Origin of the sequence: Streptomyces sp. BF23-19 (genome assembly GCF_041106355.1) — a bacterium.
Lineage (GTDB): Bacteria > Actinomycetota > Actinomycetes > Streptomycetales > Streptomycetaceae > Streptomyces > Streptomyces virginiae_A.
The window spans coordinates 38,139-52,998 of the sequence record NZ_JBGBPT010000020.1; the positions used below are offsets into that span (position 1 = coordinate 38,139).

Sequence of the window (14,860 nt, forward strand, 5' to 3'; positions counted from 1 at the left end):
GGACGGCCGGGGCACTGTGGACAGCGCCGTCACCCGGCATACCGCCGGGTCCCGTACACTTCTTGTGGCGATCCGGGTCACCGGGTCGACTTCGCACGCCCCAACACCAGGCTGAAACAGCCAGGTGGCAGCGTCTCTCGGTCCCTCATGGGGGCAGGGCGCGGTGGGGCGTCAGGAACCAAACCGAGAAACCAAGGAGATGGCCATGGCCGTCGTCACGATGCGGGAGCTGCTGGAAAGCGGCGTCCACTTCGGTCACCAGACCCGCCGTTGGAACCCGAAGATGAAGCGCTTCATCTTCACGGAGCGCAACGGCATCTACATCATCGACCTGCTGCAGTCGCTGTCGTACATCGACCGCGCCTACGAGTTCGTGAAGGAGACCGTCGCGCACGGTGGCTCCATCATGTTCGTCGGTACCAAGAAGCAGGCCCAGGAGGCCATCGCCGAGCAGGCGACGCGCGTTGGTATGCCGTACGTCAACCAGCGGTGGCTGGGTGGCATGCTCACCAACTTCTCCACCGTCTACAAGCGCCTTCAGCGTCTGAAGGAGCTTGAGGCGATCGACTTCGAGGACGTCGCCGCCTCGGGTCTCACCAAGAAGGAGCTCCTGGTCCTCTCCCGCGAGAAGATCAAGCTGGAGAAGACCCTCGGTGGTATCCGCGAGATGTCGAAGGTTCCCAGCGCCGTCTGGATCGTCGACACCAAGAAGGAGCACATCGCCGTCGGTGAGGCGCGCAAGCTCCACATCCCGGTCGTCGCGATCCTCGACACCAACTGCGACCCCGACGAGGTCGACTACAAGATCCCGGGCAACGACGACGCGATCCGTTCCGTCACCCTGCTCACCCGCGTGATCGCCGACGCCGTCGCCGAGGGCCTCATCGCCCGCTCCGGCGCTGCGACCGGCGACTCGAAGCCGGGCGAGAAGGCCGCCGCCGAGCCGCTCGCCGAGTGGGAGCGCGACCTGCTCGAGGGCGAGAAGAAGGCCGACGAGACCGAGGCCGCTCCGGCTGCCGAGGCCCCCGCCGCCGAGGCCCCCGCCGCCGACGCCCCGGCCGCCGAGGCTGTCGAGGCTGTCGAGGCCCCGGCCGCCGACGCCGAGCAGGCCTGACCCACTGAGAGTGCCCGGCGTTCACACGCCGGGCACTCGCAGCACGGACGATGACGGCGGGGGAGCCGCGCCCAGGGCGCGGCGCCTCCGCCGTTCACCCGTAGATCTACGACTTCGAGAGAGAATCACAGACTCATGGCGAACTACACCGCCGCTGACGTCAAGAAGCTCCGCGAGCTCACCGGCGCCGGCATGCTGGACTGCAAGAACGCGCTCGTGGACGCCGACGGTGACGTCGAGAAGGCCCAGGAAGCGCTCCGCATCAAGGGTCAGAAGGGCGTCGCCAAGCGCGAGGGCCGTTCTGCCGAGAACGGTGCGGTCGTCTCCCTCATCGCCGACGACAACACCTCCGGTGTCATCGTCGAGCTGAAGTGCGAGACCGACTTCGTCGCCAAGGGCGAGAAGTTCCTGGCCGTCGCCAACCAGCTGGCCGCCCACGTGGCCGCCACCTCCCCGGCCGACATCGAGGCGCTGCTCGCGTCCGAGATCGAGCCCGGCAAGACCGTCACCGCTTTCGTCGACGAGGCCAACGCCAACCTCGGCGAGAAGATCGTCCTGGACCGCTTCGCGCAGTTCACCGGCGGTTACGTGGCCGCGTACATGCACCGCACGATGCCCGACCTGCCGTTCCAGATCGGCGTCCTGGTCGAGCTCGACAAGGAGAACGCCGAGGTCGCCCGCGGCGTCGCGCAGCACATCGCCGCGTTCGCCCCGCAGTGGCTGTCCGCCGAGGACGTTCCGGCCGAGAAGGTCGAGTCCGAGCGCCGCATCGCCGAAGAGGTCACCCGCGCGGAGGGCAAGCCCGAGGCTGCCATCGCGAAGATCGTCGAGGGTCGCGTCAACGGCTTCTTCAAGGACGCCACGCTGCTCGGCCAGGCCTACGCCCTGGACAACAAGAAGTCCGTCCAGAAGGTTCTGGACGAGGCCGGTGTCACCCTGAAGCGCTTCACCCGCATCAAGGTCGGCATCTGAGTCCGTCCGTACGCGACGGACACCGGACCCCGGTAGGGTCTGAAGCAGTCGTCCGCGCTCGCGCGAGGCGACCGCAGATCTGACGAGGAGGCCATTGCCGTAGAGGGAACCGCAAGGACCCACCGGCAATGGCCTTCTTCGTATGTGCACGAGGAGATCTCCATGAATCAGGGCGTGGACCCCCACACCGCATCCGACGACAAGAGCGACCAGGACCAGAAGGGCCGCCGCTTCATGCTGAAGCTGTCGGGCGAGGCCTTCTCCGGTGGCGGAGGACTGGGCGTCGATCCCGACGTCGTCCACGCCATCGCGCGCGAGATCGCCGCGGTGGTCCGCGACGGCGCGGAGATCGCCGTCGTGATCGGCGGCGGCAACTTCTTCCGCGGCGCCGAACTCCAGCAGCGCGGCATGGACCGGGCCCGGTCCGACTACATGGGCATGCTCGGTACCGTCATGAACTGCCTCGCGCTCCAGGACTTCCTGGAGAAGGAGGGCATCGACTCCCGCGTGCAGACCGCCATCACGATGGGCCAGGTCGCGGAGCCGTACATCCCGCTGCGTGCCGTGCGGCACCTGGAGAAGGGCCGCGTCGTCATCTTCGGCGCCGGCATGGGCATGCCCTACTTCTCCACCGACACCACGGCCGCCCAGCGCGCCCTGGAGATCGACGCCGAGGCCCTGCTCATGGGCAAGAACGGTGTCGACGGGGTCTACGACTCCGACCCGAAGAAGAACCCGGACGCGGTGAAGTTCGACGCGCTGGAGTACAGCGAGGTCCTCTCCCGCGACCTCAAGGTCGCCGACGCCACCGCGATCACGCTCTGCCGCGACAACAAGCTTCCGATCCTCGTTTTCGAGCTTCTGGCCGAGGGCAATATCGCCCGCGCCGTCAAGGGTGAGAAGATCGGCACGCTCGTGAGCGACCAGGAAACCCGGGCCTAGCAGTCCGCTGCCGGACCGAGCGAGTCGCAGGGCGGCTCGCCGGCCCCGCCCGCCCGCCTGAACCATCCATATCTGACATGCAGGAGCACGTGGTGACCGAAGAGATCCTCCTCGAGGCCGAGGAGAAGATGGAAAAGGCCGTCGTCGTCGCCAAGGAAGACTTCGCCGCGATTCGCACCGGCCGTGCGCACCCGGCGATGTTCAACAAGATCGTGGCGGAGTACTACGGCGCCATCACGCCCATCAACCAGCTCGCCTCCTTCTCGGTGCCCGAGCCGCGCATGGCGATCGTGACCCCGTTCGACAAGAGCGCCCTGCGTAACATCGAGCAGGCCATCCGCGACTCCGACCTCGGTGTCAACCCGAGCAACGACGGCAGCATCATCCGGGTGACCTTCCCCGAGCTGACGCAGGACCGCCGCAAGGAGTACATCAAGGTCGCGCGCACCAAGGCCGAGGACTCGAAGATCTCGCTCCGCGCCGTCCGTCGCAAGGCCAAGGACGCCCTTGACAAGCTGGTCAAGGACAAGGAGGCCGGCGAGGACGAGGTGCGCCGCGCGGAGAAGGAGCTCGACGACACCACCGCGAAGTACGTCGCGCAGGTGGACGAGCTCCTGAAGCACAAGGAAGCCGAGCTCCTCGAAGTCTGATGAACGACTCTTCCTGGCAGCCGGAGCCGGTTCCGGCGGGTCCCGCATACGATGCGCAGGTGGGCCCGCACACTCGGCCCATGCCCATCGTGCCCGATGCCGCCGGCCGTGACTTCGACGACCGGGAAGCACGCGATCGGGGGGTCGCCGCCGACAGCGGCCCCCTCTTCCGCGCCGATACGCCGTCGCAGGAGCCCATGCCCAGCCCCCCGCCTCCGCACGCCCAGCAGCCGCAGGACGCCTCGCCCCCGCCGCCGAAGAAGCGCGCGGGCCGGGATCTGCGTGCCGCCATAGGTGTGGGCGTGGGTCTCGGCGCGGTGATCTTCGCCTCGCTGCTGATCGTCAAGGCCGTCTTCGTCGGCGTCATCGTCGTCGCGGTCGTCGTCGGCCTGTGGGAGCTCACCTCCCGACTGCAGGAGCAGAAGGGCATCAAGGCCCCGCTGGTCCCGCTCGCGGTCGGTGGCGCCGCCATGGTCATCGCCGGATACGTCCGGGGGGCCGAGGGCGCCTGGGTCGCGATGGCCCTGACCGTGCTGGCGGTCCTGGTGTGGCGGATGACCGAACCGCCCGAGGACTACCTCAAGGACGTCACGGCGGGCGCCTTCGCGGCCTTCTACGTGCCCTTCCTGGCCACCTTCGTCGCGATGCTGCTCACCGCCGACGACGGTCCCCAGCGCGTGATCACCTTCCTGCTCCTGACCGTGGTCAGCGACACCGGGGCCTACGCGGTCGGCTGGCGCTTCGGCAAGACGAAGCTCGCGCCGCGCATCAGCCCCGGCAAGACCCGCGAGGGACTGTTCGGCGCGGTGGCCTTCGCGATGGTGGCCGGCGCGCTGTGCATGGAGTTCCTGATCGACGGCGGCTCCTGGTGGCAGGGTCTGCTGCTGGGCCTCGCGGTCGCGGTCAGCGCCACCCTGGGCGACCTGGGCGAGTCGATGATCAAGCGGGACCTCGGCATCAAGGACATGGGCACCCTGCTGCCGGGACACGGCGGCATCATGGACCGCCTGGACTCCCTGCTTCCGACGGCCCCCGTGGTGTGGCTGCTGCTGGCAGCCTTCGTAGGTACTGGCTGACCTGCGAAAAGGCGTCGCAGGACGCCGGGCGGTTACTCTTGGAAGGCGCGCTGCTTCTGCGGCGCGCCTTTCGTCTTACAAGGAGTACCTGCCATGGCCCGCCCCGTTCCGGGAGAGCTCACCTTCGTCGCCCCTCGCGGGGTCAAGAAGCCGCCCCGGCACCTTGCCGACCTGACCCCGGCCGAGCGCCGCGAGGCGGTCGCCGCGATCGGCGAGAAGCCGTTCCGGGCCAAGCAGCTCTCGCAGCACTACTTCGCCCGGTACGCGCACGACCCGGCCGAGTGGACCGACATCCCGGCGGGCTCGCGGGAGAAGCTCCAGCAGGAGCTGCTGCCGGACCTGATGAGCGTCATCCGGCACATCTCGTGCGACGACGACACCACCCGCAAGACCCTGTGGAAGCTGCACGACGGCACGCTCGTCGAGTCCGTGCTCATGCGCTACCCCGACCGGGTCACCATGTGCATCTCCTCTCAGGCCGGCTGCGGTATGAACTGTCCGTTCTGCGCCACCGGCCAGGCGGGCCTGGACCGCAACCTGTCCACCGCCGAGATCGTGCACCAGATCGTCGACGGCATGCGCGCACTGCGCGACGGCGAGGTCCCCGGTGGCCCGGCCCGGCTGTCGAACATCGTCTTCATGGGCATGGGCGAGCCGCTCGCCAACTACAACCGCGTGGTCGGCGCCATCCGCCGGCTCACCGACCCGGAGCCCGACGGCCTCGGTCTGTCGCAGCGCGGCATCACCGTCTCCACCGTCGGCCTGGTTCCGGCCATGCTGCGCTTCGCCGACGAGGGCTTCAAGTGCCGCCTCGCCGTCTCGCTGCACGCGCCCGACGACGAGCTGCGCGACACCCTCGTCCCCGTGAACACCCGCTGGAACGTTCGCGAGGTGCTCGGCGCCGCCTGGGAGTACGCCGAGAAGTCCGGCCGCCGGATCTCCATCGAGTACGCCCTGATCCGCGACATCAACGACCAGGCCTGGCGCGGTGACCTCCTGGGCAAGCTGCTCAAGGGCAAGCGCGTACACGTCAACCTGATCCCGCTCAACCCGACGCCGGGCTCCAAGTGGACCGCCTCGCGGCCCGAGGACGAGAAGGCCTTCGTGGAGGCCATCGCCCGCCACGGTGTGCCGGTGACCGTACGGGACACCCGGGGCCAGGAGATCGACGGAGCGTGCGGCCAGCTGGCCGCCTCGGAACGCTAGATTCCGCCTCTGTTCGACGCTATTCGGCCACGGGGTACCCTGTGGCCGAACCAATTTCATATTCCGACAGGGGAGCGCCACAGCGCTGAGAGTGCGGTATCCGTCATCCGCAGACCCTCTGAACCTCGCCCCGGTCATTCGGGGTAGGAAGTTCGGTCACCACTCTTGCTGTTGCGCCCTGCCCGGCGTCCGCTCTCGCAGAGCGCCGGGCAGGGCCGCGTCTTCTCCTGGACATCCCAGGAGGAATTCACCGATGAGCACCACCAAGAAGATCGCGGGCGTCGCGCTCGCGGCCGCGCTGGGCGTCACCACGCTCAGCGCCTGCGGCGGCGGCGACACCAAGGACAAGCCCGCCGGCGCGAGCGACGCCCCGAAGTCCAAGACCGTCACGCTCGTCTCCCACGACTCCTTCAACGTGACCGAATCGGTCCTCAAGGAGTTCGAGCAGCAGAGCGGCTACACGGTCAAGGTCCTGAAGTCCGGGGACGCCGGCGCGGCCCTGAACCAGGAGATCCTCACCAAGGGCTCCCCGCGCGGTGACGTCTTCTTCGGCGTCGACAACACCCTCCTCTCGCGCGCCCTCGACAACGGCATCTTCACCCCCTACGAGGCCAAGGGCCTCGCCGAGGTCAAGCCCGAGTACGTGCTCGACAAGGAGCACCGGGTCACCCCGATCGACTCCGGCGACATCTGCGTCAACTACGACAAGGCGTACTTCACCGAGAAGAAGATCGCCCCGCCGCAGACGCTGGACGACCTGACCAAGCCGGAGTACAAGAACCTGCTGGTCACCGAGAACGCCGCGACCTCCTCGCCCGGCCTCGGCTTCCTGCTCGCCTCCGTCGGCAAGTACGGCGAGGACGGCTGGAAGGACTACTGGAGCAAGCTCAAGGCCAACGGCGTCGAGGTCGTCGACGGCTGGGAGCAGGCCTACAACGAGCGCTTCTCCGGCTCCGCGGGCGGCAAGAAGGCCAAGGGCGACCGCCCGCTGGTCGTCTCGTACGCCTCCAGCCCGCCGGTCGAGGTCCTGTACGGCGAGCCCCAGCCGACCGAGGCCCCCACGGGCGTCTCCACCGGCACCTGCTTCCGCCAGATCGAGTTCGCGGGTCTGCTCAAGGGCGCCAAGAACGAGGAGGGCGGAAAGGCCCTCGTGGACTTCCTGGTCAGCAAGAAGTTCCAGGAGGACATGCCGCTCCAGATGTTCGTGAACCCGGTGACGAAGGACGCCGCCCTGCCGGAGCTGTTCACCAAGCACGGTGTGGTGGTCGAGAAGCCCGAGAACGTGGCTCCCGAGACCATCGCCAAGAACCGTGAGCAGTGGGTCAAGGCATGGACCGCGCTCGTCGTGAAGTAAGCGGTACCAAGGAGCCGGGCGTGGCGTCGGGGGGCGCCACGCCGGGCTCCGGCCCCCGCGAGGGGGCACGGGCGACCGCCGTGCGGTTCGCCCTGATGGCCGTCCCCCTCGCCTTCTTCGGGCTGTTCTTCGCCTACCCCGTCGCCGCGATCGTCGGGCGCGGCCTGAAGACCGACGAGGGATGGCAGTTCGGCCGGTTCGCGGAGGTGCTGGGCCGCCCCGACATCGCCGACGTGCTGTGGTTCACCACCTGGCAGGCGTTCGCCTCCACCCTGCTCACCCTGCTGATCGCCCTCCCCGCCGCGTACGTCTTCGCGCGCTTCGAGTTCCCGGGCAAGCAGCTGCTGCGCGCCGTGGTGACCGTGCCCTTCGTGCTGCCGACCGTGGTGGTCGGCACCGCTTTTCTCGCGCTGCTGGGGCGGGGCGGGCTGTTGGACGACCTGGTCGGAGTCCGGCTCGACACCACCGTCTGGGCGATCCTGCTCGCGCACGTCTTCTTCAACTACGCCGTCGTCGTCCGCACGGTCGGCGGGCTGTGGGCCCAGCTCGATCCGCGCCAGGAGGAGGCCGCCCGCGTGCTGGGCGCCGGCCGGTTCACCGCCTGGCGGCGGGTGACGCTGCCCGCGCTGGCCCCGGCGGTGGCCGCCGCCTCCCTGATGGTGTTCCTGTTCACCTTCAGCTCCTTCGGCGTCGTACTGATCCTCGGCGGACCCGCGTACTCCACCCTGGAGGTGGAGGTCTACCGGCAGACCGCGCAGCTCCTGGACCTGCCGACGGCGGCCGTCCTGACGATGGTGCAGTTCGCCGCGATCGGCGCGATCCTCGCCGTGCACGCCTGGACCGTGCGCAAGCGCGAGACCGCCCTGAGCTTGGTGGACCCGGGACGCACCACCCACCGGCCGCGCGGCTGGGCGCAGCGCACGCTGCTGGGAGGGGTGCTGCTGACCGTCGCGCTGCTGATCGCGGCGCCGCTGGGCGTGCTGGTCGAGCGGTCCTTCGACACCCCCGGCGGCTACGGCCTCGGCTACTACCGGGCGCTGCAGGACGCGGGCGCCGGCGGCGGGACCTTCCTGGTGGCCCCGCTGGAGGCGATCTGGAACTCCCTGCAGTACGCGCTCGCCGCCACCGCGATCGCCCTGGTCATCGGGGGGCTCGCGGCCGCGGCGCTGACCCGGCGCGAGGGCCGCTTCGTACGCGGCTTCGACGCGCTGCTGATGCTGCCGCTCGGGGTGTCCGCCGTGACCGTGGGCTTCGGCTTCCTGATCACCCTGGACGAGCCACCGCTGGATCTGCGGACCTCATGGATCCTGGTGCCGCTGGCGCAGGCCCTGGTGGGCGTGCCCTTCGTCGTACGCACCATGCTGCCGGTGCTGCGCGCGGTGGACGGGCGGTTGCGCGAGGCCGCCGCGGTGCTCGGCGCGTCGCCGCTGCGGGCCTGGCGGGAGGTGGACCTTCCGCTGGTGCGGCGGGCGCTGCTGATCGCGGCCGGGTTCGCCTTCGCGGTATCCCTGGGGGAGTTCGGCGCGACCGTGTTCATCGCGCGGGCGGACCGGCCGACGCTGCCGGTGGCCGTGGCGCGGCTGCTGGGGCGGGCCGGAGAGCTGAACTACGGGCAGGCGATGGCCCTGAGCACGATTCTGATGCTGGTGTGCGCGGTGTCCCTGCTGCTACTGGAGCGACTGCGCCCCGACAAGACCTCCGGAGAATTCTGATGACACTGCTTCAGCTGGAGGGGGTGTCGGTCCGCTTCGGTGAGCGCGCGGCGCAGTACGCCCTGGACGGCGTGGACCTCACGGTCGCCGAGCACGAGGTCGTGTGCGTGTTGGGACCGAGCGGCAGCGGCAAGTCCACGCTGCTGCGGGTCGTCGCCGGACTGCAGCAGATGTCCGCCGGGCGGGTGCTGTTGGGCGGGGCCGACCAGGCCGGCGTCCCCGTGCACCGGCGGGGCGTGGGCCTGATGTTCCAGGACCACCAGCTCTTCCCGCACCGTGACGTCGGCGCGAACGTCTCCTTCGGGCTGAAGGTGCGCGGAGCCGGACGGGCCTCGTCCGCGGACCGGGTCGCGCAACTGCTGGAACTGGTCGGGCTCCCCGGGGCCCAGGCCCGGGCGGTGGCCTCCCTGTCCGGCGGCGAGCAGCAGCGCGTCGCGCTGGCCCGGGCACTGGCCCCGTCACCGAGGCTGCTGATGCTCGACGAACCGCTGGGGCAGCTGGACCGGGGGCTGCGCGAGCGGCTGGTGGTGGAGCTGCGCGGGCTGTTCTCCCGGCTGGGCACGACCGTACTGGCCGTCACGCACGACCAGGGCGAGGCCTTCGCCCTGGCCGACCGGGTGGTGGTCATGCGGGACGGCCGGATCGCGCAGGCCGGCACCCCCCTGGAGGTGTGGCAGCGGCCCGCGTCGGAGTTCGTGGCGCGCTTCCTCGGCTTCGAGAACGTGGTCCCGGCCGTGGTCTCGGGCGACGCGGCCGCCACCGCGTGGGGCAAGGTTCCGGTACCGGCCGGCTCCCCGGAGGGGGAGCAGCGGCTGCTGATCCGCCCGGCCGGGGTCGTGCTCCGCGCGGCGGGCCTGCGGTGCGAGGTGGTGTCCCGCACCTTCCGCGGCACGCACGTCGCCCTGCGGCTGCGGCCGGAGGCGGGGCCGGTGCTGGAGGCCGAGTGCGGCCTGGCGGGGGCGCCGGCCGTGGGCGACCGGGTCGAGGTGACCTTCACCTCCGCCGAGGTGGTCGTCCTTCCGCCGGACACCCCCTAGCGGGGGCGTCCGTCAGGGACGGATGCCGTCGCAGGCGATCGGCAGGTGGCGCGGGCCGCGCAGGACCGAGTTCTGACGGTACTGCGGCGGGTCCTCCAGCAGCCGGGGGTTCTCCAGTCGGCGGGCCAGCTCGCTCAGCGCCAGCTGGGCCTCCTGCCGGGCCAGCGGCGCCCCGAAGCAGCTGTGGATGCCACTGCCGAGGCCGAGGTGCTGGATGTCCTTGCGGTCGGGGTCGAAGCGGTCCGGGTTCTCGAACCGCTTCGGGTCCCGGTTCCCGGAGGCCAGCATCAGCCACACCGACGCGCCCTTGGGGATCGTGACTCCGGCGACCTCGACGTCGGAGAGGGTGGTCCGCTGGGGCAGCAGCTGTACGGGCGGCTCGTAGCGCAGCAGTTCCTCGACGATCGGGACCGCCAGTTCGGGGTCGTTGCGCAACCGCTCCAGGGCCTCCGGGTGGCGCAGCAGCGTCAGCATCCCGTTGGTGATGAGGTTGACCGTGGTCTCGTGACCCGCGATCAGCAGCAGCGCGGAGGTGCTGAGCGCCTCCATGGTGGTCATCGCGCCGTCCGGGCCGTCCGCCGTCGCGAGCTGGGACAGCATGTCGTCGCCGGGCTTCTTGCGGCGTTCCTCGATCAGCCCGGCCAGGTACATGCCCAGCTCCATGCGGGCGTCCGTCGAGCCGTTGCCGCGCTGGGTGGGGTCCGCGTCCGGGTCGGGGTCCAGGCTGGCGGCCAGGGTCTCCGCCCAGACGTGGAAGCGGGGTTCGTCCTCGTGGGGCACGCCGAGCAGCCGGCAGATGACCGTGACCGGGAAGGGGTACGCGAACTGGTCGACCAGGTCGATCCGGTCCAGTTGCCCTGTCTCCACGATGCCGTCGATCAGCCCGGTGACGAGGCCGCCGAGTTCGTCGCGCATGTCGTGCACCCGGTGGGGGGCGTGCGGCGGGCCGAACGGCCGGTTCGTCATCCGCCGCAGCCGGTCGTGGTCGGGCGGGTCGAGCTTGAGGAAGGACGGGGGCAGCGTCGCCCCCTCCTCGTCGGACTGGTCGCCCAGCAGATCGTCCCCGGTCGCCTTCAGGTTCTTGGCGTCGGAGCTGATCCGAGGGTCGTGCAACAGGCTGTGGATCTCGTAGTACGTGCTGACCACGTACGGGCCGTCCCCGTCGTGGGACACCGGGGTCTTGCGGAGCTCCTCGTACAGCGGGTACGGATTCGCGCGGTTCGCGTAGTCGATGATCTCCCGCAGCAGGGCTTGGGTCATGACAGGTCCTCGTGATCCTCGGGGGAGGGCGCGGTGCGGCACGGCCGGTGGCGCGGGGCGGGGGTGAAGGTCATCTTCCGGGAGTGAAGGTCATCTTCCGGTCGGCCGGTGAATAGCCGCTCAGCGTGATGGTCGGCCCGTGGGTGGGGACGGACGGGTCCGGGAAGTCGGCCGGCAGCGGCTTGGCCCCGTCGGGCCTGCGGTCCACCGTGGAGAACGGCGGCGGGAACGGGGCGGTGGCCTCGATCTGCTGCTCGTAGAACGGCAGCCACCGGCAGTTGTCGAAGGTGACGGCGGCGATCAGACGCCCCTGGTACCCGTAGGCGGCCGCGAACCGGCGTTCGGCGAGCGAGCCCTGGGTGATGAGGATCTCGGTCCCCATCGGCGGTACCCCGACCGACTTGATGTTCACGCCGAACTGGGAGGACCAGAACGCCGGAACCCACAGGTGGGGGCGGCGGTCGGCGCTCTCGCTGAGCATGTTGTGCGCGGCGGTGTCGGCCTGGGCGACGGCGTTGCCCCAGTGCTCCAGCGACAGGAACTGGTAGCCGAACAGGGCGTGCGGGGAACGTGCCACGTCACCCGCCACGTAGATGTCATCGGTGACGATGCCCCGGATGTCGAAGGCCCGGCAGCCCGCGTCGCAGGCGATGCCCCGCGGACCCGCGCCCAGCCCCGAGCCGGCGAGCCACTCGGTGTTGCGCTGTGCGCCCAGCGAGACGACCACCACGTCCGCCTCGATGGTCGCCCCGTCGGAGAGGTGCGCGGCGCGGACCCGCCCGGAGGGGTCGCCCTCCAGCGAGGTCACCATGACCCCGGTCCGCAGGTCGACGCCGTTCTCGCGGTGCATCTCGGCGGCCACCGCGCCGATCACCCCGCCCAGCGCACCGACCAGCGGCGCGTCGCCCCGTTCGGCGACGGTGACCTCCAGGCCGCGCTCCCGGCACGCGGAGGCGATCTCGGACCCGGTGAACCCGGCTCCGATGACCAGCACCCGGCGGGGACCGGCGGCCAGGGCCCGTTGCAGCCCTTCGGCGTCGTCGCGGGTGCGCAGGACGAAGACACCCTTGAGGGCGCCCTCCTCCGGGTTGGGCCACGGCCGGGCGCGTACGCCGGTGGCGATCAGCAGCCGGTCGTACTCGACCTCGTCGCCGTTGCCGAGCTTGACCCGATGGGCGGCCATGTCCAGGCCGGTGGCCGCGACGCCGAGGCGCCATTCGGCGTCGATCGCCCGGCGGCGGGGGAGGGCCGTGTGGTCGGCGACCGCGTTGCCCAGCAGGACCTGCTTGGACAGCGGGGGCCGGTCGTACGGCTCGTACGGTTCGTCGCCGATCATCGTGAGCGAACCGGCGAAGCCCTTCTCGCGCATGGTCTCGGCGGCCCGCAGACCGGCCAGAGAGGCGCCGACGACGACGATGCGGCCCTCGCGCTTGAGCCGCTCCAGGGATCCGTCGTGTGTTCCTGCACCGGTCACCGGGCGCCTCCGGAACGGGATCCGGCGCCCGCCACGGCATCCGGGGTCACCATGCTCGCCATGTCCTCGTCCGTGATCTCCAGGAGGATGGCCTGCACCGGGCAGGCGGCCACGGCACGCAGGACGTCCTCGCGCTGCGCCGGATCCGCCTCCGGGTTGTAGAGCAGCGACTCGTCGCCGTGCATGGCGAAGACATCGGGAGCGAGGAAAGCGCACTGGGCGTATCCCTGGCAGCGGTTGAGGTCGACGACAAGCCTCATGACGGTTCTGCCTTTCCCTCGGCCGTTCCTCCCCGTCACCCCCCGGAGCCCCCGGGTCCTCCCCTTCCCACCAGCATGCACGCGGCGCCCACGGGCCGCCTGCCGGAGTAAGGACCCCCAGGTCAGGGCGGTTCCGTGGGGGTCGGAGGCCGGCGGGCGGTGCCGCGCCCCACGGACAGGATGTACAGGCTGAGGATCAGCGCCCAGGCCGGGAACACCAGCTCGGACCAGGGCACTCCGGAACCGACCACGAGCAGGACCAGGCCGACGACGGTGCCCAGCAGGGCCAGTGGCCGCGGGAAGACGCCGAGCATCCGCCCGATGGTCGAGGTCGCGAGGACGAAGACGGCCGCCATCCGCATGGCGTACGTCGCGAGGAGCGTGTAGGCGTAGTGGCGGCCGAATTCGGAGGGCGTGCCCTCGGCCAGCACCGTGCCCGCCGCCGCGGCGGAGGCGAACAGGGTGGCCACGAAGACGAATCCGCTGCCGAGGAACACGGTGGCGACGAACCGGTCCTCGGCCGGACCCGTGTGTGCGCGCAGTGCGCCCATGAACCAGAGGAAGAAGATGCCCGCGAAGGGCACGATCTCCAGTGCCACTTGGACCGCCCAACGCTTGTCCGGGTCGACGGGCGCGTCGGCGACGTTGCCCGACGGGATGGCGATCCGCATGAGGACGATCGCGGCCCCGAGCAGCAGGGCGAAGGCGATTCCGGCCATCCCGGCCGCGCGTGGTGTGTCGAGCCGATCGGTCGTGGAACTCACGGACCCTCACTCTCTCCCCCGGTCCAGCAAGCGGCAGACACCGCCGCGCCACCACCGGGGGCGGCCGACCGGGTGAGGGGACCCGGCCGGCCGGTGGGTCAGCCGACCGGCTCCGGCACCGGGGTGACGGCTCCCTCGTCGGCCCCCTCGTGCTTGCCGTACCAGGCGACCGCCACCGCTCCGGCGACGGCCATGACGAAGCCGAGTACCGCGAGCCAGGCCAGGCCGGGGCGGGAGGCGTCGCCGAGCCACAGGACGCCGATGGCGCCCGGCAGGACCGTCTCGCCGACGACCAGGGCCGCCGTGGCGCCGTTCACCGAGCCGATCTGGAGGGCGACCGTGTGCAGGTACATGCCGCCGATGCCGGCCACCAGGATGGCGTAGAGGGCCGGGTCGGTGAGGAGGGTGGTGAGGTCGAACGGGTCCACGCCGTTCAGGATCCGGACGCCGACGCCGAGCGCGCCGAAGCCGAGACCCGACAGCAGGCCCGCCAGGATCGCGGCGCCGCCGCCGAGGAGGCGTACGGCCACGGTGCCGCCCACCATCAGCAGCAGGGTGATCCCCAGCAGCCACCAGTGGGTGGACATCGGCGCGTGGTGGCCGCCCTCGTGGCCAGCGGCCGTGGCCAGCAGCACCAGCGCGGTGCAGACGACCCCGATCGAGGTCCACTCCTTGCGGCTCAGCCGGATGCCGAGCATCTTCACGCTCAGCACGGCCGTGATCACCAGGTTGGCGCTGATGACCGTCTGGGAGAGGAAGAGGGGCAGCAGCCGGGCGGCCAGGGCCCCGAGTCCGAAGCCCACGAAGTCCAGGATGGTGCCGACGATGAATTCCCAGGTCATCGCCGCTTTTGCGGTGGACGACAGGTTGGGTCCGCCGTGGGCGGTCACCCCGGCGGCGGTCGGGGACATGCGTGCGGCGCGGCGGGAGCCGACGGCTTGCAGCACGGATCCCGTGCCGTAGCAGATGGACGCCGCGACAGCGGTCAGCAGGCCTATGAGCACCAAGGGCTCCGTTCACGTCTGGCAGGTTTTGCGGT

At 70.5% G+C, this 14,860-nt stretch carries 14 protein-coding genes and 1 riboswitch; of the genes, 9 read left to right on the forward strand and 5 right to left on the reverse strand.

Annotated elements, in window-relative coordinates; all coding sequences use genetic code 11:
• The first annotated feature begins 205 nt into the window (after nucleotides 1–205).
• The 9 genes from rpsB to AB8A24_RS14135 all read left to right on the forward strand — a co-directional run bounded on the left by rpsB (nucleotide 206) and on the right by AB8A24_RS14135 (nucleotide 10,063).
• Nucleotides 206–1,114, forward strand: a complete 909-nt coding sequence (gene rpsB / locus AB8A24_RS14095) for a 30S ribosomal protein S2 (protein ID WP_369475875.1) — start codon at nucleotides 206–208, stop codon at nucleotides 1,112–1,114.
• Nucleotides 1,115–1,249: 135 nt separating this feature from the next.
• Nucleotides 1,250–2,086: a translation elongation factor Ts gene (gene tsf / locus AB8A24_RS14100; RefSeq protein WP_266379229.1), complete on the forward strand. Its 837-nt coding sequence runs from the start codon at nucleotides 1,250–1,252 to the stop codon at nucleotides 2,084–2,086.
• 162 nt (nucleotides 2,087–2,248) lie between these two features.
• Entirely contained in the window at nucleotides 2,249–3,028 is a 780-nt protein-coding gene (pyrH, locus tag AB8A24_RS14105) for a UMP kinase (protein ID WP_266379226.1), read from the forward strand.
• Between the two features lie 92 nt (nucleotides 3,029–3,120).
• Complete coding sequence (frr, locus tag AB8A24_RS14110; protein ID WP_030016386.1) at nucleotides 3,121–3,678, forward strand: ribosome recycling factor; 558 nt, start codon at nucleotides 3,121–3,123, stop codon at nucleotides 3,676–3,678.
• A complete protein-coding gene (locus AB8A24_RS14115) occupies nucleotides 3,678–4,754 on the forward strand; it encodes a phosphatidate cytidylyltransferase (RefSeq protein ID WP_328961464.1) in 1,077 nt (358 codons plus the stop codon). Before frr ends, AB8A24_RS14115 begins: the two co-directional genes overlap by 1 nt.
• A 93-nt stretch (nucleotides 4,755–4,847) precedes the next feature.
• Nucleotides 4,848–5,960, forward strand: a complete 1,113-nt coding sequence (gene rlmN / locus AB8A24_RS14120) for a 23S rRNA (adenine(2503)-C(2))-methyltransferase RlmN (protein ID WP_328961463.1) — start codon at nucleotides 4,848–4,850, stop codon at nucleotides 5,958–5,960.
• A 58-nt stretch (nucleotides 5,961–6,018) separates the two neighbouring features.
• Nucleotides 6,019–6,128, forward strand: a riboswitch (TPP riboswitch).
• Between the two features lie 85 nt (nucleotides 6,129–6,213).
• Nucleotides 6,214–7,314 carry a thiamine ABC transporter substrate-binding protein gene (locus AB8A24_RS14125; protein ID WP_328961462.1) on the forward strand — a complete coding sequence of 367 codons (1,101 nt, stop codon included), beginning with the start codon at nucleotides 6,214–6,216 and terminating at the stop codon, nucleotides 7,312–7,314.
• 95 nt (nucleotides 7,315–7,409) lie between these two features.
• Nucleotides 7,410–9,026: an ABC transporter permease gene (locus AB8A24_RS14130; RefSeq protein WP_369475925.1), complete on the forward strand. Its 1,617-nt coding sequence runs from the start codon at nucleotides 7,410–7,412 to the stop codon at nucleotides 9,024–9,026.
• Nucleotides 9,026–10,063 carry an ABC transporter ATP-binding protein gene (locus AB8A24_RS14135; protein ID WP_369475879.1) on the forward strand — a complete coding sequence of 346 codons (1,038 nt, stop codon included), beginning with the start codon at nucleotides 9,026–9,028 and terminating at the stop codon, nucleotides 10,061–10,063. Before AB8A24_RS14130 ends, AB8A24_RS14135 begins: the two co-directional genes overlap by 1 nt.
• A gap of 12 nt (nucleotides 10,064–10,075) precedes the next feature.
• Here the strand turns inward: AB8A24_RS14135 and AB8A24_RS14140 are convergent, their stop codons facing one another.
• The 5 genes from AB8A24_RS14140 to AB8A24_RS14160 all read right to left on the reverse strand — a co-directional run bounded on the left by AB8A24_RS14140 (nucleotide 10,076) and on the right by AB8A24_RS14160 (nucleotide 14,825).
• Entirely contained in the window at nucleotides 10,076–11,323 is a 1,248-nt protein-coding gene (locus AB8A24_RS14140) for a cytochrome P450 (protein WP_328961460.1), read from the reverse strand.
• A gap of 70 nt (nucleotides 11,324–11,393) precedes the next feature.
• Nucleotides 11,394–12,797, reverse strand: a complete 1,404-nt coding sequence (locus AB8A24_RS14145) for an FAD-dependent oxidoreductase (RefSeq protein ID WP_328961459.1) — start codon at nucleotides 12,795–12,797, stop codon at nucleotides 11,394–11,396.
• Nucleotides 12,794–13,057: a ferredoxin gene (locus tag AB8A24_RS14150; RefSeq protein WP_266379207.1), complete on the reverse strand. Its 264-nt coding sequence runs from the start codon at nucleotides 13,055–13,057 to the stop codon at nucleotides 12,794–12,796. The genes AB8A24_RS14145 and AB8A24_RS14150 overlap by 4 nt, the downstream gene beginning before the upstream one ends.
• Before the next feature lie 122 nt (nucleotides 13,058–13,179).
• Nucleotides 13,180–13,821: a hypothetical protein gene (locus AB8A24_RS14155; RefSeq protein WP_328961458.1), complete on the reverse strand. Its 642-nt coding sequence runs from the start codon at nucleotides 13,819–13,821 to the stop codon at nucleotides 13,180–13,182.
• A 98-nt stretch (nucleotides 13,822–13,919) separates the two neighbouring features.
• Entirely contained in the window at nucleotides 13,920–14,825 is a 906-nt protein-coding gene (locus AB8A24_RS14160) for a hypothetical protein (protein ID WP_033222952.1), read from the reverse strand.
• Nucleotides 14,826–14,860 lie beyond the last annotated feature (35 nt).

Coding starts and splice junctions, on each gene's coding strand:
- rlmN (WP_328961463.1), top strand. CDS start 4,848: ATGGCCCGCCCCGTTCCGGGAGAGCTCACCTTCGTCGCCCCTCGCGGG.
- AB8A24_RS14115 (WP_328961464.1), top strand. CDS start 3,678: ATGAACGACTCTTCCTGGCAGCCGGAGCCGGTTCCGGCGGGTCCCGCA.
- AB8A24_RS14125 (WP_328961462.1), top strand. CDS start 6,214: ATGAGCACCACCAAGAAGATCGCGGGCGTCGCGCTCGCGGCCGCGCTG.
- AB8A24_RS14130 (WP_369475925.1), top strand. CDS start 7,410: ATGGCCGTCCCCCTCGCCTTCTTCGGGCTGTTCTTCGCCTACCCCGTC.
- AB8A24_RS14135 (WP_369475879.1), top strand. CDS start 9,026: ATGACACTGCTTCAGCTGGAGGGGGTGTCGGTCCGCTTCGGTGAGCGC.
- AB8A24_RS14150 (WP_266379207.1), bottom strand. CDS start 13,057: ATGAGGCTTGTCGTCGACCTCAACCGCTGCCAGGGATACGCCCAGTGC.
- pyrH (WP_266379226.1), top strand. CDS start 2,249: ATGAATCAGGGCGTGGACCCCCACACCGCATCCGACGACAAGAGCGAC.
- AB8A24_RS14140 (WP_328961460.1), bottom strand. CDS start 11,323: ATGACCCAAGCCCTGCTGCGGGAGATCATCGACTACGCGAACCGCGCG.
- rpsB (WP_369475875.1), top strand. CDS start 206: ATGGCCGTCGTCACGATGCGGGAGCTGCTGGAAAGCGGCGTCCACTTC.
- tsf (WP_266379229.1), top strand. CDS start 1,250: ATGGCGAACTACACCGCCGCTGACGTCAAGAAGCTCCGCGAGCTCACC.